Here is an 18,337-nt window from a genome sequence, read left to right on the forward strand (position 1 = left end):
CTGGACCGGCAGGGCTTGTGAAGGAAACAGCGCGATGCCCTGTAAAGTCAGGCCGAGGCGCCCCGCCCTTCAGGTCCCCCGCCCTTCAGGTCCCCCGCCCTTCAGGTCCCCGCCCTTCAGGTCATTGCCCTTCAGGTCATTGCCCGCGCCAGTTCCGCCGCCCGCGCACGCAGGGCGAACTTCTGGATCTTGCCGGTCGAGGTCTTGGGCAGCGGCCCGAACACCACCCGCGACGGGCATTTGTAGCCCGCAAGCCCGGCGCGGCAATGCGCGATCAGGCCGGGCTCGGTCTCCTCGCCGCCCTCGCGCAGCTCCACGAAGGCGCAGGGGGTCTCGCCCCATTTCTCGCTGGGCATGGCGACCACGGCGCAAAGCGCGACGGCGGGATGGCGGTAGAGCTGTTCCTCGACCTCGATCGAGGAGATGTTCTCGCCGCCCGAGATGATGATGTCCTTGGAGCGGTCCTTGAGCTGGACATAGCCGTCGGGATGCATCACCGCCAGGTCGCCGGAATGGAACCAGCCGCCGGCAAAGGCCGCCGCCGTGGCCTCGGGGTTCTTCAGATAGCCCTTCATCACCACATTGCCGCGAAACATCACCTCGCCCAGCGTCCGGCCGTCGGCGGGCACGGGCTGCAGGGTTTCGGGGTCCATCACCGCCAGTTCGTCCAGCGACAGGTAGCGCACGCCCTGCCGGGCCTTGCGCGCCGCCTGCCCGGAAGGCGGCAAGCCGTCCCAACCGGGATTCCATTCGTTCACCACGGCCGGGCCGTAGGTTTCGGTCAGGCCGTAAAGATGGGTGACCCCGAATCCGGCCTTCGCCATGGCCTGCAGCACCGTCTCGGGCGGCGGCGCGGCGGCGGTGTTGAACGTCACCTGCTGCGGAAAGCCGCGTTTCCGGTCGGCCGCAGCGTTCAGCAGCGTGGACATGACGATGGGCGCCCCGCACAGATGCGTGACGCCGTGATCCGCGATGGCGTCGAAGATCGCCCCCGCCCGGACCCAGCGCAGGCAGACCTGCGTGCCCGCCTGCACCGGCACCGTCCAGGGAAAGCACCAGCCGTTGCAGTGAAACATCGGCAGGGTCCACAGATAGACCGGATGCCGGCCCATCCCGGCATGGATGACGTTGTTCAACGCCATCAGCGCCGCACCGCGATGGTGATAGACGACGCCCTTGGGATTGCCGGTGGTCCCCGAGGTATAGTTCAGCGAGATCGCGTCCCATTCGTCGCCGGGCGGGGTGGCGGCGAAATCCGGGTCGCCCTCGGCCAGCAGCTGCTCATAGTCCAGGCTGCCGATGGGTTCGCCCTTGGGATGGGGGGCATCGTCGGGATATTCGGCATCGTCGAAGTCGACGACCAGCGGCCGCACCCCGGCCAGGGCCAGCGCCTCGGCGGCCATTGCCGAGAACTCGCGATCCACGATCAGGACGCGGCTTTCCGCGTGGTCCAGCTGGAACGCCACGGTGGCGGGATCGGAGCGGGTGTTGATCGAATGCAGCACCGCGCCCCCGGCCATCGGCACGCCGAAATGGGCGTGGATCATCGGCGGCGTGTTCGACAGCAGGACCGAGACGGTATCCCCCCGGCCGATCCCCCGGCCCCGCAGCGCCGAGGCCAGCCGGCAGCAATCGGCCCAGAGCCGGGCATAGCCGTGGCGCTGGCGGCCATGGATCACCGCCGGGTGGTCGGGATGGATCCGCGCCGTCCGCCGCAGATAGGATATGGGCGTCATCGGCTGGTGGTTGGCCGCCGTTCGTTCCAGCCCCTCGTCGTATTCGGTCATGCTTTTCCCCCTGATCCGCCCGGATGCGTCGGACGATGCCTATCCCCTTGCCGGGCGTTCGGCCACCGGCTGGCCGGCCCTGCGCCATTCCCCGAAGCCGCCGCGCAGGGACCGCGCGTCCAGCCCCATCTCCTGCGCCACCCTCGCCGCCAGCAGCGAGCGCCAGCCCGAGGCGCAGTAGAACACATAGGTCCCGCCCTCGGCAAAGCCAGGCTTGTGATAGGGGCTGTCGGGGTCGATCCAGAACTCCAGCATCCCCCGCGGCGCGTGAAAGGCGCCGGGGATCAGCCCTTCGCGCTCAAGCTCGCGCGGGTCGCGGATATCGACCAGGACCACCTGCGGATCGTCCCGCATCCGGGCCGCCTCATCGACCGTGACCGATTGCACTACGGCCTCGGCCTCGGCCAGCAGCTGCTTGTAGCCGACAGCCATGCTCAGCGGCCCATCGTGTAGAATTCGTCGTTGGGCCGCATGCTGGACACGTTGGCCAGCCGGTTCGACATGCCGAAGAAGGCGGCGATGGCGGCGATGTCCCAGATGTCGTCCTCGTCGAAGCCGTGGCCGCGCAGGGTGGCGAAGTCGTCGTCCTCGACCTCTTGCGCGCGGGCCGAGACCTTCATGGCGAAATCCAGCATCGCCTTTTGCCGGGGCGTGATGTCGGCCTTGCGATAGTTGATCGCTACCTGGTCGGCGACCAGCGGGTTCTTGGCGCGGATGCGCAGGATCGCGCCGTGGGCGATGACGCAATACTGGCACTGGTTCACGGTCGAGGTGGCCACCACGATCATCTCGCGCTCGGCCTTGGTCAGGTTGCCGGGGCGGTCCATCAGCGCGTCGTGATAGGCGAAGAAGGCACGGAATTCGTCCGGCCGATGCGCCAGCGTCAGGAACACATTGGGGATGAAGCCGGATTTCTCCTGCACCGCCTCGATGCGGGTGCGGATATCCTCGGGCATGTCGGCAAGGCGGGGCACGGCAAAGCGGCTGACGGGGGTGTCGGCGGTTTCGGTCATGGGGTCTCCTCCAGGTCGGGCAGGATGTCTGCCAGTTGCGATTGATAGGTCCGCATCGGGTCGCGGTTGTCGCCGGCATGGGGGGCGACGCGGATCAGGCAGGTATGGGCGGAGCAGCCCTGCCCAAAGGCCGAGGTGCCGATGTCGAGCGTCAGCACATTGGGGTTGCCCGAGATTTCCGGGCCGTCCCCGACGGGCGTGAACCAGGCCCCGGTCGGCAGCACCGCAACGCCCGGCGCGGTGTCGCTGCTGATGCAGGCCGTGGCAAGGCAGGCGCCGCGCGCGTTCCACAGTCGCACCGTGGCGCCATCCACGATGCCGCGCGCCTGCGCATCGGCGGGGTTCAGCCGCAATTGCTCGCGCCCGTGGCGCTTGCCGGCCATGCTGGCGGCGCCGGTCTCCAGTTGGCTGTGCAGCCGCCCGGCCGGCTGGTGCGAGATCAGGTGCAACTCGTCCCCCCTTGCCTCGCCCAGCCATTCGGCGGGCGGCAGCCAGGCCGGATGCGCCGGGCAGTCGTCATGGTCCAGCCGCGCCAGCGTCTTGCTGCCCAGCACGATCCGCCCGCTTTCCGTGTCCAGCGCATTGCCCGCCGGGTCATGGCGAAAGCCGGCCAGATAGACATGGTTGCGCTGCACCGGAACCGGGGCATGGCCGCGTTCCCAGAAGGTCTCGAAATCCGGCATCAGGAAGCCATGCGCATGCAGGGCATGGGTGCGGCTTTCATCGTAGAGATGCCGGATCCAGCCCATCTCGTCCCGGCCCTCGTTGAACTCGGGGCCGACGCCCAGCCGCTGGGCCAATGCGTCGAAGATGTCGAAATCCGAGCGCGACTGGCCCAGCGGCGCGATGGCCTGCCGCATGGCCAGGATCAGGTCGCAGCGCTTGTTGCCGGCCAGGTCGTTGCGCTCGATCGAGGTCGAGGCCGGCAGCACGATATCCGCCCGGCGCGCGGTCGCGGTCCACATCGGATCCTGGACGACGATCGTCTCTGGCCGGGTCCATGCCTCGGACAGCCGGTTCAGGTCCTGATGGTGGTGGAAGGGATTGCCGCCCGCCCAATAGACCAGCCGGGTGTCGGGATAGTGCCGCGTCTCGCCCTGATAGGTGAAGGGCGCGCCGGGGTTCAGCAGCATGTCGCTGATCCGTGCCACCGGGATGAAGCTGTCGATGGGCTTGACCCCCTGCGACATGCCCGGCGACTTGCCGACGGAAAAGGGCGCACCCACGCCGCCGAGCGAGCCGTAGCCGTAGCCGACCCCGCCGCCCGGCAGGCCGATCTGGCCCGCCACGGCTGCCAGCCCAAGCGCCGCCCAGAAGGGCTGCTCGCCATGATGGGCGCGTTGCAGGGCCCAGCTGACGGTCAGCATGCTGCGGCTGTCCACCAGCCGCAGCGCCAAGGCCCGGATCGCATTGGCGGGCAGGCCGGTGATGGCCGCGGCCCAGGCGGCGTCCTTGCGCTGTCCGTCCGGCTTGCCGCGCAGATAGGCCAGGAACTCGTCCGAGCCGCTGGTGCAGCGGGCAAGGAAATCGGCATCGTGCCGCCCGGCCATCACGATTTCGCCTGCCAGGCCCAGCATCAGCGCCGCGTCTGTATTGGGCCGGATCGGCCACCATTCGGCGCCCACCCAATCCGGCAGGTCGTCGCGCAGCGGCGAGACATGGATCACCCGCACCCCGCGTTCCGCGATCCGGCGCAGATAGCCTTCCAGGTAATGTGCGCCGATGCCGCCGGCCTCGCTTTGCGCGGTGCGGGGCGACATGGCGCCGAAGACCACCAGCGTTTCCGTATTCTCGGCGATGTCGTCCAGCGTATTGGCCTGCCCGCCGCAGGCGCGGTCGTCGCCCAGCACATGGCGCAGGATCACCGGCCCGGCGGCGATGGAATAGGTATCGACATGGCCGGTATAGCCGCCTGCCAGGTTCAGCATCCGTTTCAGCAGCGAAGAGGCATGATGGAACCGCCCGCAAGAGGTCCAGCCGTAGCTGCCGGCAAAGATCGCGGCATTGCCGAAGCTGCCTGCGACGCGCGCGATCTCGCCGGCGACCAGATCCAGCGCCTCGTCCCAGGGAACGGCCAGGAAACGCTCGCTGCCCCGGCGATGGCGGTCGCTGCCCTCGCGTTTGGCCAGCCAGCCTTCGCGCACCATGGGGCGCAGCACGCGGCGGTCGGGTTTCGCCCATTCGGCGACGGAATGGATGATGGCCGAGGGCGCGGGGTCCAGGGCCAGCGGTTCGACGCCTGCGATCCGCCCGTCCTCGACCAGGATCGTATAGGCGCCCCAATGGCTGCAATGCGGGATGCGGCGGATCATGGCTGGCCCCCTTCAGACCACGGCTTCGATCAGGAACGGTCCCTTGCGCGACATGGCGGAACGCAGCAGGTCGAAGAAGGCTTCGGCGGTATCGGCCCGGGCCGCCTCGACCCCCATGCCGTTCGCGATGCGCACCCAGTCCAGCGCTGGATCGTCCAGGTCCAGCATCCGCCGGGCATTTTCGCCGGGGGCACCCGCGCCGACGTTCTGCAACTCTCCATGCAGGATCTTGTAGAGGCGGTTGGCAAAGACGATGGTCACCACGTCCAGCCGCTCTCGCGCCTGCGTCCACAGGCCCTGCACCGTATACATGCCGCTGCCGTCGGCTTGCAGCCCGATCACCTTGCGGTCGGGGCAAGCCACGGCGGCGCCGGTGGCCATGGGGATGCCCTCGCCGATGGAGCCGCCGGTCAGTTGCAGGAAATCATGCGGCGCGGCGCCATGGGTCGAGCGGAAGAAGTCCCGCCCCGAGGTTATGGATTCGTCGCAGACGATGGCGTCTTGCGGCATCAGATGCGCCAGCGCGATGGCGATGGCGTCCGGGGTCAGCGCGCCGCCGGGCATGTCCGGCGCGCCGTGTTCCGCCAGTCGCGGCGCAGGGGCCAGGCCGGTTTCCCCGGCCAGCGCGGCGATGGCGGCGGGCAGGTCATCGTCTGCGTCCGCCATGGCGATCACCCGGCAACCTTCGGGCAGCATCGAGCCGGGCTTGCCGGGATAGGCGAAGAAGCCGACCGGGGCATTGGCGCCGATCAGCACCAGTTGCTCGGTTTCGGCGAAGGTCGCCAGCGCCTGGTCGATGACATAGGGAACGCGGTCCAGCGCCACCCGGCCCGCGCCGCGCTGCATCCGGGCATTGGCCTGCTGCGCCATGACGCGGGCATCGGTCTTTTGTGCGATACGGTCCAGCATCTCAGTCTGTGGCGCGCGCAGGGCGCGGCCGGTGACGAGGATGGTGGTGCGCTTGCCATTGCGCAGTGCCTCGGCCGCCTCGCGGATGCGGGCGGGATCGGGCGCGGCGGGGGCGGCGGGAACCACCGCTGCCGGGACCGGGGCCGAGGTCTCGGTCCAGGCGGCGTCGGCATGCAGGATCAGCGTGGCGATGCCGCCCGCGCCGGCCCGCGCCGCCGCGATGGCCTCGGCGGTGCGTTGGCCCACGGCCTCGGCGGTCTCGGCCCGGCCGATCCAATGCGACATCGGCCGGGCGAGGCTGTCGATGTCGCTGGTCAGCGGCGCGTCGAGGGCCAGGTGGCAGGTCGCATGGTCGCCCACCACGTTGACCATGGGCGAGCGCGCGCGCCGCGCGTTGTGCATGTTGGCAAGCCCGTTCGCCAGGCCGGGGCCGAGATGCAGGAGGGTCGCTGCGGGTTTCTCGGCCATGCGCGCATAACCGTCGGCGGCGCCGGTCACCACGCCCTCGAACAGGCCCAGCACGCAGCGCATCCGCGGCTGGCGGTCCAGCGCCGCGACGAAATGCATCTCGGAGGTGCCGGGATTGGCGAAGCAGGTGTCGATGCCGTTCGCCAGCAGGGTTTCGCACAGAAGATCGGCGCCGTTCATGGGGTCTCCATCAGTTTTTCGGCCTGTTCGCGCAGGTCGGAGAGCGGTTCCCAGAACGGGGACACGGCCTCCAGCAGGGTGGCGAACAGACGGTATTTGTCTTCGGCATAGGCTGCGACGGGGCCGGGGTCGGGCGCAAGGCCGTGCCCGGTCAAACCGACCCATGGCGCGGGGTCGCGGGCGTCCAGCAGGAAGCGCGCGGCGATGGCGGCAAGGCCGCGCAGGCCGGCATGGCTGCCGGGACTGCGCTGCACCGTGCAGCCGGTGACGGTCGCAAGGAACTGGGCGAAATGTTCGTCGCCCGCCAACCCGCCGCCCAGCGACAAGGCACCACCGGGCGCGCCCATTACCGCGTGGCTGGCGCGGGTGACGAAGGCCAGCGCCTCGCGCCCCGCCCAGGCAATTTGCGCGGGCGTGGCGGCTGCGGTCAGGCCGATGATCGCGCCCGAGGCATGGGGGTCGGTCCAGGGTGCGCGCTCTCCGCCCGGTTCAAGGAAGGGGTGCAGGATCAGGGCGGAATAATCCGGCGCGGGTGCGGCGGGCAGGTCGGCAAAGCGGCGCGACAGGTGATGCAGCAGCGTGGCGCCATTGAAGCAAGGATGAAAGCACAGATAGCCCGACCCCAGAGCGAATTGCTGGATCATCGCGCCGGCGGGAGCCTGCGGCATGGCGGTCGGGTCGTCCAGCAGGCAGGCATGGATCGCGCTGGTGCCGAAGATCGAGGCGCGGCCGACGCCGGCCCGGCTGCCCAGCCCCAGCCCGATCAGTGTCGCCTGCACATCGCCCGGACCCAGCAGCACCGGCAGGCCCGGCGGCAGGCCGGTCGCTTCGGCAGCGGCTTGGGACAGCTCGGCCCGTGCCGCGCCGACGGGGGTCAGGTCGGGCAGCAAATCGGCTCCGCGCGACAGGCCAAGGCTTTCTACCACCACCGGCGTCAGCGCGCCGCTGCGCCAGTCGCCCCAGACCGGCAGCAGCGCCGTCGGCTCGGCCATCAGCCGCCCGGTCAGCGCCAGGAACAGCCATTCCTTCGCCCGCAGGGCATGGGCGATGCGGGCATGGCGGGTGGGGTCGTTTTGCTGAAGCCACAGAAGCTGCAGGCTGGCCGAGGCGGCGGTCGGCCGCGTCCCGGTCGCCGCCTGCACCGCGTCCAGCGCCGGCGCCATCGCGGCCACCAACCCGCGCGCCCGTCCGTCGAGCCAGGTCAGCGCCCGTCCGACCGGCTGGCCACCCGCATCCACCGGCCAGAGCCCGTCGCCCTGCCCGGTGACGATCAGCCCCGCGAAGGGCTCCGTCACCTGCGCCGCGCAATCGTGCAGTACGGACAGCGCCTCGGCGCGGGTCCGGTGCATGTCCTGTTCGACCCGCGCGCCCTCGCGTTGCAGCGCGCCGTTCGGGCGCTCGGCCTGGGCCAGGAGGCGCCCGCCGCCGTCGAAGGCCGCCGCCTTGACCGAGGTCGTGCCGGAATCGAGGCAAAGCAGAACAGCCATCAGGACGCCTGGCGCAGCCCTTCCAGCGCGGCGCTGCTTTGCTGGCCATAGGTCTTGAACTTGACCAGGACTTCGGCGATCTGCTCGTCCGACAGCACCGGCGGCTCGCCCAGGGGCAGGCACAGCAGGTATTGCCTGGCCAGTTCCTCGACCGTGACGGCCAGCGCCAGTGCACGGGCGATAGTGGCATGGGCGGCGATGACGCCGTGATGCGCCATTAGGCAGGCGCGGCGCCCCTCCAGCGCGGCGACCACGCGGTCGGCCAGTTCCTGCGTGCCGAACAGTTCATAGGGTGCGCAGCGGATGCTGCTGCCGCCGGCGGCGGCGATGACGTAATGGATCGCCGGGATCTCGCGCCCCAGGATCGACAGCGCCGTGGCATGGGTCGAATGGGTATGCACCACCGCGTTCAGGTCGGGCCGCGCCTGCAGGATGTCGCGATGAAAGCGCCATTCGGACGAGGGCTGGACCTCGCCTTCATAGGTCGCGTCCCAGTTCATCGCCACGACATGTTCCGGTTGCAGCTTGTCATAGGGGATGCCGGTGGGCGAGATCAGGAAGCCGTCGCCGTAACGGACGCTGATATTGCCCGAGGTGCCCTTGTTGATGCCCAGCCGGTTCATGGCGCGGCAGGATTCGATCAGCTCAAGACGCAGGGCGCGTTCTTCGTCGGTCATGGGATGCCTCACTTGCAGGGATAGAGCGGCGGCTTGCCGTCAAGGATCAGCGCGATGTCGCCGGCGATCATGGTCGCGGCCTTGATCGCGGAATAGCGCGAGGCGCCGGCGATATGCGGCGAAAGCGTGACGTTGGGCAGCCTCAGCAGCGGCCAGTCGGCGGGCGGCGGCTCGGGCTCGAACGTATCCAGCGCGGCGCCGCGCAACTGTCCCGAAACCAGCGCGTCGTACAGCGCGTCATAGTCCAGCACCTGCCCGCGCGTGGTGTTCACGATATAGCCGCCGGGCTTCATCATCGCGATCCGTGCGCGAGAGATCATGCCCCTGGTCTGGGGCGTGACGCGGGGGTGCAGCGTCACCACGTCGGCGCGGGCCATCAGGTCGTCCAACTCGGCCTTTTCGAAGCCGGCGGCCGTTTCGTCGGGCGTCAGCTCCTTGAACGGGTCGTAGATCAGGATGCCGCAGCCAAAGGGTTGCAGCAGCCGCGCGACCCGTGTGCCGATGTCGCCATAGCCGACGATGCCGACGGTCAGCTCGCACAGTTCGGGGCCGGTATTGGCGTAGTGATAGAATTCGCGCCCGAACCGGCCGCTGGCGACGGCCATGTGGCCGCGGATCAGGTTGCGGGTTTCCGCCAGCAGCGAGCCGACGGTGAATTCCGCCACCGCCGAGGCATTGCGGCCGGGCGTGTTCACCACCGGGATGCCGCGCGCGCGGGCCGCCGCCATTTCGATATTCACCGGCCCGCCGCGCGATACGGCGATGGCCTTGAGCCGCGGGGCGTGGTCGAGGCTTGCTGCGGTGATCGGCGCCAGGTGAGTGATGAGGATGTCGAGATCGGCGAGGAAGTCGAAATAGTCCTCGGGCCGGCCGACGAACTCGCCCACCGGCAGGGTGGGGTCGTATTTGGTGGATTTCAGCCGCAGCGGCCAGTCGATCTCCATGCTGCGGATGGTCAGCTCGCGGCCGGGCAGTTTCTCGCGCAGTGCGGTTTCAAAGAAGCCCGGCTGCATGAAGCCGTCGCCGATGATGCCGATGGTCAGGCTGTCCGTCATGCTTTCCTCGCGGCGTTCTGTTCGGGGTCCAGACCCGGCAGCACCTCGCGATAGCTGTCGGGGTCCAGCGCGCGTTCCGCCATGACTTCGCCCGTGTGCTGGGCAAAGCCGGGCGGCGCGCGGCGATAGCTGGCGGGCGTGCGCGACAGCTTGATCGGGCTGCCGGTGCCGCGATACTCGCCGATATCCACCACCATCTCGCGGTGGATCGTATGCGGGTCGGCGATTACCTGGTCGATGCTGCGCACCGCACCGCAGGGCACGCCGGCCTTGATCAGCCGGTCGGAAAGCCCGGCGCAATCGAAGGCGGAAAGCGCCGCTTCCAGCGCCGCCTTCAGCGCGTCTCGGTGGATGTTGCGCTGGCTGTTGCTGGCAAAGCGCGCGTCCTGCGGCAGGTCGGGCCGGCCGATCATGGCGCAGAGCGTGGCGAATTGCCGATTGTTGCCGACGGCGAGAAAGATCGGCTCGGTCCCGGTGGCGAATGTGTCATAGGGGCAGATGTTGGGATGCGCATTGCCCGAGGGCCCCGCCACCCTGCCCGAAAGGTAGTAGTTGGGCAAATGCGGATGCAGCAGCGAGACGCCGCAATCGTAAAGGCTGGTCTCGACGAACTGGCCCTTGCCGCTGGTCGCGCGCTCGTTCAGCGCCATGAGGATGCCGATCGTCGCGTTGAGACCCGTCACCATGTCCACCACCGGCAGGCCCACGCGCAGCGGCTGGCCACCCGCCTCGCCATTCACGCTCATGATGCCGCAAAGCGCCTGGATCGCGGCGTCGTAGCCCGGCAGCCCGCCCATCGGCCCGTCCGCACCGAAGCCCGAGACGCGGCAATGCACCAGCCGCGGGAAGCGCCGCGCGAGTTCGTCCTGGCCCAGGCCCCAGCGTTCCATCGTGCCGGTCTTGAAATTCTCGATCAGCACATCGGCGTCTTCCAGCAGCGCCAGCAGCAACTCGCGCCCCATCTCTTGCGACAGGTCCACGGCGATGCCGCGCTTGTTGCGGTTCAGGCCCAGGAAATAGCTGGCCGCATCGCCCAGGAAGGGCGGGCCCCAGCCGCGCGTTTCGTCGCCTGCAGGGGGTTCCAGCTTGACGACATCGGCGCCGTGATCGGCCAGTATCTGGCCGGCATAGGGACCGCCCAGCACGCGGCTGGCGTCGATGACCCGAAGATTGGCGAGCGATCCGGGATTGATCATGCGGGGCTTCCTTCGCGGGTCAGGGCCGCCAGGTCGCTGCGCCATTCGGCGGCGAAGGCGGGGTAGGTTTCGGCAAGCTCATCCAGCACCCGGCCGCGCAGCAGCGACAGGGTGGCGGTGTCGGGGGCAGGGGTGGCGGCGGGCGTTTCCGCATGGTCGAAGGCAAAGCCGGTCGCCGCGCGGATCTCGTCCAGGTCATGGCCGGGATGGACGCTCTCCAGCGTGAAGCCCGGCCGCGCCTTGTCGAAGCGGAACAGCGCCTTGCCGGTCAGCAGCGCGACCGGCCCGCCGGTGCGATAGACGCCGGGGGCGCTGGCGCCGGGGGCGCTGATGAAATCGACCTTGTCCACCAACACGCGCGGCGAATGCTCTTCGCGGAACAGGATCACGCGCGGCACGGTGAAATACAGATAGGCCGAGCCGAACGAGCCGGGCCAGCGCACCTTGACCTGCGGATAGTCGCCGACGCCGACCAGGTTCACGTTGGCCTGGCCGTCGATCTGGCCGCCGCCCAGGAAAAAGGCATCCAGCCGGCCCTGGCCCGCGCTGTCGAACAGTTCTGCCGAGCCGTTGGTGAAGAAATTGTGCTCGACCGAGCCAAGGATCGACAGCCGCACCGGACGCTGTCCTTCGTCGAGCGCCCGGCGCAGCATCGCACCGGCGGCAGGCATGGGGGAGGAGGCGCCGACCGCGACATGGCGCACGCCGTCGAGCAGCCGGGCGATGGTGCAGATCAGGATCTCGCGGGGCAGGGCGGCGCTCATGCCGGCATCTCCTGCCCCACGAAGCCCGCCATGTATTCGGCAAAGCCCTTGGCCGTGCCGGCGGCGGCGGCATAGCGCATCAGCTCATCCGTGTCGGAGGCATATTCGCCCCAGAGGCCATAGGGCCAGGCGCCGCGCGGCGCCTGCGCCACGGCGCTGACGTAAAGCGCGGGCAGGGTGCCGGCGGCGGTCATCTCGTCGGCCAGCAGGCTGCGGTCCACGATGCGTTCCACCGTGACCAGCGTTTCGCTCGCGGCATAGGCCATGGCGGCCAACTCGCGCCGGCGGCCGATCCAGACATTGCCTTCTCGGTCGGCCATCGGCGCATGAAAGATCGCCACGTCGGGCCGGATCGCCGGGATCAGCGCGACGGGATCGCTCGCTGCAAAGGGATTGTCGATCACCCGCCAGTCGGGGCGGTTCGCCAGCACGTCCGAGCCGATCAGCCCGCGTATCGGCAGGAAGGGCACGCCCTTCTGCGCCGCCATCAGCCCGGCATGGATCGCGGGGCAGGTGGCGTCGAGGATGCGGATGCCGCCCTGTCGCACGGCATCGTTGAACCGCGGCGCGCCCCCGGCCTCGCCCAGCGACACGGCGCTGGTCTCGACCGTGGCGACCAGCCCGGCACCGATCAGCATGTCCACCTGCAGGCCGCCGGTCGGCACGCAGACCAGGTGCAACCCGCCCGCGCCATGCTCGATCAGCGGCCGGGTCATCGCCATCGAGACCCCGGCATAATCCACCGGCAGCGCCAGCGACATGCCCGGCGTGACGCGACGGGCCATGTCGCGCAGATCCTGTGCCATGTCGCTCCCCTCTCTTATTGTTCCAAAATACGGAACATAGTTCTGAAAATTATGATAGGCAGAGCCAAACCGGCAAGTCAATCCATTCCCATCGCGGCATTTTGCGGAAATTTCTTCAGTCGGTCGGAAATTCTTGACAAGCGAAGCAGAGCGCTGACAATAAAATACAGAATACCGTTCTACAATACAGAACAAAAGGGGAGATGATGGTGCAGACATTGGCACGGCGCGAGATGAGCCTTGAAGCACCCCGCACCACGACCACTGCCGCCGTGCGGACGCAAGGGGCGATCGGCGCCGGCATCTCGATCCGCGAGGTGGTCAAGAGATACGGCGCCTTCGTCGCGGCCGATCGCATCAGCCTGGACATCGAGCCGGGCGAGTTCATTACGCTGCTCGGCCCCTCGGGCAGCGGCAAGACCACGCTGCTGAACCTGCTCGCCGGGTTCCAGAGCCTCGATGGCGGCCAAATCCTGGTCGATGGCAGGCCGATCCAGAACGTGCCGGTGCATCGGCGCGGCTTCGGCATGGTGTTTCAAAGCTATGCGCTGTTTCCGAACATGACCGTGGCGCAGAACGTGGGCTTTCCCATGCGCATGGCCAGGATCGACCGCGAGACCACCGACCGCCGCGTGGCCGAGACGCTGGAGATGATGCGGCTGTCCGATCATGCCGGCAAGCTGCCGGCGCAGATGTCGGGCGGCCAGCAGCAGCGCGTGGCCATCGCCCGCGCCATCGTCATGCGCCCGCGCGTGGTGCTGATGGACGAACCGCTGAGCGCGCTGGACCGCCGGTTGCGCGAATCGATCCAGATCGAGCTGCGCGAGCTGCATCAGGCCATCGGCTCGACCATCCTGTTCGTGACCCATGACCAGTCCGAGGCGCTGACCATGTCCGACCGCATCGCGGTGATGGACGCGGGCCATATCGTGCAGGTGGCCCGCCCGGCCGAGATCTATCGCCGTCCGCAAAGCCGGTTCGTTGCGGGTTTCGTGGGCGAAAGCAACCTGATCGACGCGCAGGTGCTGGGCCGAAACGGCCGCGTTCTGACGCTGCGCACCCCCGGCGGCCATGTCTTCGAGGCGGAATCGCGCCATGGCGTGTCAGCGGACAGCGCCACGGTGCTGATCCGCCCCGAGCGCATCGCGATCCATACCGCCCCGGCGCCCGCTACCCTGCCTGCGACTGTGACCTCGGCGCTGTTCCTGGGCGAGGTGCTGCGCATCGAGGTGGTGCTGGACGATGGCCAGCGCCTGCTGATCCGCTGCCCCGACATTGCCGGGCGCGACTTGCCCGAGGTCGGCACGCAGGTGCATGTCGGCTGGGGCGCCGCCGACAGCTGGGTGCTGTCATGAGCGACGCGACCCTTGCCGCCCCCCGCACGTCCCTGGCGCAGCGGCTGAAAAGCCCGGTGCTGCTGCTGGTGCCGGCGGTGCTGTTCCTGGCGGTGATCTACCTGCTGCCGCTGATCGACCTGTTCCGGGTCAGCATGTCCGGCCCGACCTGGTCCACGCATTTCGAGCGGGTGTTCTCGGTTCCACTTTACTGGGAATCGCTGATCCGCACCATGCAGATTGCCTTTACGGTGGCCTGCCTCTGCGCGCTGCTGGGCTATCCCACGGCGCTGCTGATCCATCGCACGCGCGGCATCGCCCAGATCCTGATCGCGACGGCGGTGATCCTGCCCTATTTCATTGCCATCCTGATCCGCACCTATGCCTGGATGGTGCTGCTGGGGCGCAACGGCCCGATCAACAAGCTGCTGCAAACGCTGGGGCTGATCGACACGCCGCTGGCGCTGCTGTTCAACCGGGGCTCGGTGCTCTTGGGCATGACGGCGGTGCTGTTGCCGCTGATGGTGCTCAGCATCTATGCCTCGGTGGCGCGGCTGGACACCAGCCTGACGCGCGCGGCGCTGGCCTCGGGCGCGGGGCCGCTGGCGGTGTTCTGGCGCGTGCTGCTGCCGCTGACGCTGCCGGGGATCGGCGCGGGTTTCCTGCTGGTCTTCGTGGCCGGGCTGGGGTTTTTCATCACGCCGACGCTGCTGGGCGGTCCGGCGGACCAGATGTTCGCCATGCACATCACCCAGCAGGCCGATTCCATTACCGGCGAGGGTTTCCTGCAGGCCCTTGCCGTGGTGCTGCTGGTCATCACCCTGGTCGTGGTCGGCGTCGCCGGCCGGATCATGGGGTTCGAGTTCATCTGGGGCGGCGGCAAGCTGGGCGATGGCACGCCCAGGCCCGTCGCCACGGCAGCCCGCGTGCAGGCGCCGCGCCGGGGGTTCGGCATGGTGCTGGCCGATCTGCTGGGCTGGCCGCTGTTGCGGCTGATGGGGCTGCTGCCCGCCGGCTGGGGACGCTGGACGGTGCGGATCATGGGCGGGGCGGTGATCGTCGCGCTGGTCGTGCCGATCATCGTCGTCATGGTGATTTCCTTCAGCAAGGCCAGCTACCTGACCTTTCCGCCGCCGGCCTGGTCGCTGCGCTGGTACGAGAAATTCTTCAGCGACAGCAACTGGATGAACGCTTTCCGCAACTCGCTGCTGATCGCCCTGCTTTCGGCGACGATCTCGGTCAGCCTGGGCGCGACGGCGGCCATGGGCATCGTGCGCAGCAATATCCGCTACAAATCCGCGCTGATGCTCTTGCTGGTCAGCCCGATGATCGTGCCGCCGGTGGTGCTGGGCCTGTCGCTTTACGCGCTGTTCCTGAAGCTGGGGCTGGTCGGCACCTATCTCGGCCTGGCCGCCGCCCATGCCATCGGCGGCATCCCGATCGTGGTGGTGATCGTGGCGGCGTCGCTGCAGGCGGTGGACCAGCGGCTGGAGCAGGGGGCCGCGGTGCATGGCGCGTCGCCGCTGACGGTGTTCCGCACGGTGACGCTGCCCGCCATCGCGCCGGGCCTGGCGGCGGCGGTGTTCTTTGCCTTCCTGCATTCGTTCGACGAACTGGTGCTGTCGCTGTTCCTGTCCAGTCCGCGGATGAAGACCCTGCCGCTGATGCTGTGGGCGGACATCAACTATCAGCTGAACCCGGTTCTGGCCGTCGTCTCGACGCTGGAGGTGCTGCTGGTCGTGGGCGGGATCATCCTGGCCCGGCCGGTCCTGACACGCGGCAAGCCCGCGTAACCACAAGAACGTTCCAATGGAGGAGGATGGAATGCTGCGACTGAACAGACTGACCGGCGCGGTCTCGGCGCTGGTCCTGGGCGCGCTGTTGGCCGGCCCTGCGCTGGCCCAAGGCGAGGTGGTGATGCAGGATCCCGGCGGCGCCTATGGCGACGCGTTGCGCGAGGTCATGTATGACCCGTTCGAGAAGGAAACCGGCATCGACGTGGTGACCGTGCAAGAGGCGCGTTCCGGCCCCCGCATCAAGGCGCAGGTCGAGGCGGGCAAGACCGAATGGGACCTGACCTTCATCTTCGACCAGGAAACCAGGCTGCTGGGCGATTGCTGCCTGGCGGAGATCGACTATGCCAAGCTGTCGCCCGAGGCGCAGGAGACGCTGGCGACCATGCCCGACAACCTCAAGCGGCCCAAGGGCGTGGCCTTGCAGGTGATCGGCGTGGCCATGGTCTATAACACCGACACCTATGCCGAGGCGCAGCCGAAAAGCTGGGCCGACTTCTGGGATACCGAGAAATTCCCCGGCAAGCGCTGCATGCCCGCCTGGCCGCGCTTTGTCATGGAGGCCGCGCTGATGGCCGACGGCGTTCCCAAGGACCAGATCTATCCCATCGACATGGACCGCGCGCTGAAGAAGATCGCCGAGATCAAGCCGCATGTCTCGAAATGGTGGACCACCTCGGCCCAGGCGCCGCAACTGCTGCTGGATGGCGAGGCGGACATGTGCATGGCCTATACCGGCTCGTCCTCGGTCCTGGCGCTGGAAGGCGCGCCGCTGGAAGTCGAATGGAACCAGGGCTTCGTCTATTACGACTTCTTCTCGATCCCCAAGGGCGCGCCGCATTACGACAACGCGCTGAAGCTGCTGTCCTGGCGGCTGGATGCCAGGCGGGCGGCGGAATTGACCTCTGCCTATCCGGTCGCGCTGCCCTCGCCCCTGGTCTATGAGCAGGCCGATCCCGAGATCAGCAAGTATTGGGCCAACAACCCCGAGAACCTGGCCAAGGCCATCGAATGGAGCCCGGATTACTGGGGCGCCGCCTCGGGCCACGGCACCACCACGAACGAGGAATACGGCCAGGAACAGCTGAACGCGCTTCTGGCGCAGTGATGATGCCTGGGCTGGCCTGTTCGGTGCGGCCTGGGGCATATATGACAAAAGGGCGGGCCGCGCCGGCCCGCGCCAGCAAGGGAAGACCAAGCCGGACATGGACAAGGCATTCATCAAGGGGTTGCGGCTGATCGAGGCGCTTGCGCTCAGCGATCAGCCGCGCGGCGTGACCGACCTGGCCAATGCGCTGGGGCTGACGAAAAGCAATGTCCACCGCCTGCTCGCGACGCTGATCGCGCAGGGCTATGTCCGGCAGGTGCCGCCGCAAAGCCATTACGAGCTGACCACGCGGATATGGGAACTGGGCAGCTGTGTCATCCGCCGCATGGACCTGACCCGCATCGCCCGCCCCGCCATGGCCCGGCTGGCCGAGCAGACCGGAGAGACGGTGCATCTGTCGGTTCTGGACGGCAGCGAGGTGGTCTATCTCGACAAGATCGAAAGCGCCCATCACATCCGCGCCCATACCAGCGTCGGCGCCCGCGCCCCCGCCTATACCGTCGCCACCGGCAAGGCGATGCTGGCGCAGATGCCCGACAGCTATCTCGATCGCTTCGAGGGCCGGATGCAGCGCTATACCGACACCACCCGCACCACGCTTGCCGAACTGCGCGAGGATATCCGCATCGCGCGCGAGCAGGGTCATGCCCTTGTCCCCGAGGGTGAATGGCGCGAGGGCATCGCCGCCTGCGCCTGCGCGATCCTGAACCGCTCGGGCGAGCTTGCCGGCGCCATCGGCATGTCCGGCCCGGATTCGCGCATCAAGCGCAAGCAACTGCGCGAGATCGCGCCGCTTGTGATGGAGGCCGCCCGCGCCATTTCCCTGGCCCTGGGCTATGCCCCGCGCGATTGAAGCAGCAAAGGGGAATGGCATGGCCGCCGCCTATCCCGACACGCTTCTGTTCATTCATGGCCAATGGCGGCCGGGTGCCGAGGCCGCAGCATCGCGGTAACCGATCCCGCCAGCGGCGCTGTAATTGGCCGGCTGGTCCGTGCCGAACGCACGGATCTGGACGCGGCGCTGGCCGCCGCCGCGCGCGGCTTCCGGGTCTGGAGCGTGAGCGGTGCCTTCGACCGCTATCGCATCATGCGCCGATGCCATCGCCGCCATCATGGTCCGCGAACAGGGCAAGCCGCTGGCCGAGGCCAAGGGCGAGGCCATGGCCGCTGCCGATGTCATCGACTGGTTCGGCAAAGAAGGTCGCCGCGCCTATGGCCAGATCATCCCGCGCGCATGCCGGGTGTCACGCAGATGACGATCAAGCTCCCGGTCGCGGCCTTCACGCCCTGGAACTTTCCGATCAGCCAGGTCGTGCACAAGCTGTCGGGGACGCTGGCCGCCGGCTGCTCGATCATCGTCAACCCTGCTGACATGGCTACCGCATGAGGACAATCATCCGCTCGGGTGATTTCAGCCCGAACGGGTTTCCCGGCCGATGCCATGGCAG

General features: G+C 68.4%; 16 protein-coding genes and 1 pseudogene. 6 read left to right on the top strand and 11 right to left on the bottom strand.

All coding sequences use genetic code 11. The features are described from left to right. Window positions 1-131: 131 nt before the first annotated feature. From QPR87_RS00005 to QPR87_RS00055, 11 genes are read right to left on the bottom strand one after another with little or no spacing between them, the layout of a single operon-like run. Complete coding sequence (locus tag QPR87_RS00005; RefSeq protein WP_285047518.1) at window positions 132-1,787, bottom strand: acyl-CoA synthetase; 1,656 nt, start codon at window positions 1,785-1,787, stop codon at window positions 132-134. A 39-nt stretch (window positions 1,788-1,826) separates the two neighbouring features. Beyond that, window positions 1,827-2,219 carry a rhodanese-like domain-containing protein gene (locus QPR87_RS00010; RefSeq protein ID WP_285047519.1) on the bottom strand — a complete coding sequence of 131 codons (393 nt, stop codon included), beginning with the start codon at window positions 2,217-2,219 and terminating at the stop codon, window positions 1,827-1,829. 2 nt (window positions 2,220-2,221) lie between these two features. Continuing rightward, window positions 2,222-2,800 carry a peroxidase-related enzyme gene (locus tag QPR87_RS00015; protein ID WP_285047521.1) on the bottom strand — a complete coding sequence of 193 codons (579 nt, stop codon included), beginning with the start codon at window positions 2,798-2,800 and terminating at the stop codon, window positions 2,222-2,224. Beyond that, complete coding sequence (locus QPR87_RS00020; protein WP_285047523.1) at window positions 2,797-5,112, bottom strand: molybdopterin-dependent oxidoreductase; 2,316 nt, start codon at window positions 5,110-5,112, stop codon at window positions 2,797-2,799. The genes QPR87_RS00015 and QPR87_RS00020 overlap by 4 nt, the downstream gene beginning before the upstream one ends. A gap of 12 nt (window positions 5,113-5,124) precedes the next feature. Next, the gene (locus tag QPR87_RS00025) at window positions 5,125-6,669 is read right to left on the bottom strand and encodes an acetolactate synthase large subunit (protein WP_011750816.1); all 1,545 of its coding nucleotides are present in this window, start codon (window positions 6,667-6,669) and stop codon (window positions 5,125-5,127) included. Next, window positions 6,666-8,156: an FGGY family carbohydrate kinase gene (locus tag QPR87_RS00030; RefSeq protein ID WP_285047528.1), complete on the bottom strand. Its 1,491-nt coding sequence runs from the start codon at window positions 8,154-8,156 to the stop codon at window positions 6,666-6,668. Before QPR87_RS00030 ends, QPR87_RS00025 begins: the two co-directional genes overlap by 4 nt. Beyond that, entirely contained in the window at window positions 8,156-8,833 is a 678-nt protein-coding gene (locus QPR87_RS00035) for an L-fuculose-phosphate aldolase (protein WP_104493952.1), read from the bottom strand. Before QPR87_RS00035 ends, QPR87_RS00030 begins: the two co-directional genes overlap by 1 nt. Window positions 8,834-8,841: 8 nt before the next feature. Then, window positions 8,842-9,888: a 2-hydroxyacid dehydrogenase gene (locus QPR87_RS00040; protein ID WP_285047531.1), complete on the bottom strand. Its 1,047-nt coding sequence runs from the start codon at window positions 9,886-9,888 to the stop codon at window positions 8,842-8,844. Further along, window positions 9,885-11,084, bottom strand: coding sequence for a CaiB/BaiF CoA transferase family protein (locus QPR87_RS00045; RefSeq protein ID WP_285047532.1), 1,200 nt, complete (start codon window positions 11,082-11,084; stop codon window positions 9,885-9,887). Before QPR87_RS00045 ends, QPR87_RS00040 begins: the two co-directional genes overlap by 4 nt. After that, window positions 11,081-11,848, bottom strand: a complete 768-nt coding sequence (locus QPR87_RS00050) for a CoA-transferase (protein WP_285047533.1) — start codon at window positions 11,846-11,848, stop codon at window positions 11,081-11,083. The genes QPR87_RS00045 and QPR87_RS00050 overlap by 4 nt, the downstream gene beginning before the upstream one ends. Further along, window positions 11,845-12,654: a CoA transferase subunit A gene (locus tag QPR87_RS00055; RefSeq protein WP_285047535.1), complete on the bottom strand. Its 810-nt coding sequence runs from the start codon at window positions 12,652-12,654 to the stop codon at window positions 11,845-11,847. Before QPR87_RS00055 ends, QPR87_RS00050 begins: the two co-directional genes overlap by 4 nt. Before the next feature lie 206 nt (window positions 12,655-12,860). Between QPR87_RS00055 and QPR87_RS00060 the strand changes: the two genes are divergently transcribed. The 6 genes and pseudogenes from QPR87_RS00060 to QPR87_RS00085 all read left to right on the top strand — a co-directional run bounded on the left by QPR87_RS00060 (window position 12,861) and on the right by QPR87_RS00085 (window position 18,276). Then, on the top strand, window positions 12,861-14,009 hold the full coding sequence (locus QPR87_RS00060) for an ABC transporter ATP-binding protein (RefSeq protein ID WP_285047536.1): 1,149 nt from the start codon (window positions 12,861-12,863) through the stop codon (window positions 14,007-14,009). Further along, on the top strand, window positions 14,006-15,781 hold the full coding sequence (locus tag QPR87_RS00065) for an ABC transporter permease subunit (RefSeq protein WP_285047537.1): 1,776 nt from the start codon (window positions 14,006-14,008) through the stop codon (window positions 15,779-15,781). Before QPR87_RS00060 ends, QPR87_RS00065 begins: the two co-directional genes overlap by 4 nt. Window positions 15,782-15,812: 31 nt before the next feature. Beyond that, a complete protein-coding gene (locus tag QPR87_RS00070) occupies window positions 15,813-16,889 on the top strand; it encodes an extracellular solute-binding protein (protein WP_285047538.1) in 1,077 nt (358 codons plus the stop codon). 97 nt (window positions 16,890-16,986) lie between these two features. Then, on the top strand, window positions 16,987-17,742 hold the full coding sequence (locus QPR87_RS00075) for an IclR family transcriptional regulator (RefSeq protein ID WP_285047539.1): 756 nt from the start codon (window positions 16,987-16,989) through the stop codon (window positions 17,740-17,742). Window positions 17,743-17,805: 63 nt separating this feature from the next. Further along, window positions 17,806-18,145: pseudogene (locus QPR87_RS23580) on the top strand (aldehyde dehydrogenase family protein). After that, complete coding sequence (locus QPR87_RS00085; protein WP_285047542.1) at window positions 18,142-18,276, top strand: aldehyde dehydrogenase family protein; 135 nt, start codon at window positions 18,142-18,144, stop codon at window positions 18,274-18,276. Before QPR87_RS23580 ends, QPR87_RS00085 begins: the two are co-directional and overlap by 4 nt. Window positions 18,277-18,337: the final 61 nt, after the last annotated feature.

The organism is Paracoccus sp. SSJ (genome assembly GCF_030234105.1).
Classification (GTDB): domain Bacteria; phylum Pseudomonadota; class Alphaproteobacteria; order Rhodobacterales; family Rhodobacteraceae; genus Paracoccus; species Paracoccus denitrificans.

Excerpts from the sequence above, each read along its gene's own strand:
- QPR87_RS00005 (WP_285047518.1), bottom strand. The coding sequence starts at position 1,787 with ATGACCGAATACGACGAGGGGCTGGAACGAACGGCGGCCAACCACCAG.
- QPR87_RS00010 (WP_285047519.1), bottom strand. The coding sequence starts at position 2,219 with ATGGCTGTCGGCTACAAGCAGCTGCTGGCCGAGGCCGAGGCCGTAGTG.
- QPR87_RS00015 (WP_285047521.1), bottom strand. The coding sequence starts at position 2,800 with ATGACCGAAACCGCCGACACCCCCGTCAGCCGCTTTGCCGTGCCCCGC.
- QPR87_RS00020 (WP_285047523.1), bottom strand. The coding sequence starts at position 5,112 with ATGATCCGCCGCATCCCGCATTGCAGCCATTGGGGCGCCTATACGATC.
- QPR87_RS00025 (WP_011750816.1), bottom strand. The coding sequence starts at position 6,669 with ATGAACGGCGCCGATCTTCTGTGCGAAACCCTGCTGGCGAACGGCATC.
- QPR87_RS00030 (WP_285047528.1), bottom strand. The coding sequence starts at position 8,156 with ATGGCTGTTCTGCTTTGCCTCGATTCCGGCACGACCTCGGTCAAGGCG.
- QPR87_RS00035 (WP_104493952.1), bottom strand. The coding sequence starts at position 8,833 with ATGACCGACGAAGAACGCGCCCTGCGTCTTGAGCTGATCGAATCCTGC.
- QPR87_RS00040 (WP_285047531.1), bottom strand. The coding sequence starts at position 9,888 with ATGACGGACAGCCTGACCATCGGCATCATCGGCGACGGCTTCATGCAG.
- QPR87_RS00045 (WP_285047532.1), bottom strand. The coding sequence starts at position 11,084 with ATGATCAATCCCGGATCGCTCGCCAATCTTCGGGTCATCGACGCCAGC.
- QPR87_RS00050 (WP_285047533.1), bottom strand. The coding sequence starts at position 11,848 with ATGAGCGCCGCCCTGCCCCGCGAGATCCTGATCTGCACCATCGCCCGG.
- QPR87_RS00055 (WP_285047535.1), bottom strand. The coding sequence starts at position 12,654 with ATGGCACAGGATCTGCGCGACATGGCCCGTCGCGTCACGCCGGGCATG.
- QPR87_RS00060 (WP_285047536.1), top strand. The coding sequence starts at position 12,861 with ATGGTGCAGACATTGGCACGGCGCGAGATGAGCCTTGAAGCACCCCGC.
- QPR87_RS00065 (WP_285047537.1), top strand. The coding sequence starts at position 14,006 with ATGAGCGACGCGACCCTTGCCGCCCCCCGCACGTCCCTGGCGCAGCGG.
- QPR87_RS00070 (WP_285047538.1), top strand. The coding sequence starts at position 15,813 with ATGCTGCGACTGAACAGACTGACCGGCGCGGTCTCGGCGCTGGTCCTG.
- QPR87_RS00075 (WP_285047539.1), top strand. The coding sequence starts at position 16,987 with ATGGACAAGGCATTCATCAAGGGGTTGCGGCTGATCGAGGCGCTTGCG.
- QPR87_RS00085 (WP_285047542.1), top strand. The coding sequence starts at position 18,142 with ATGACGATCAAGCTCCCGGTCGCGGCCTTCACGCCCTGGAACTTTCCG.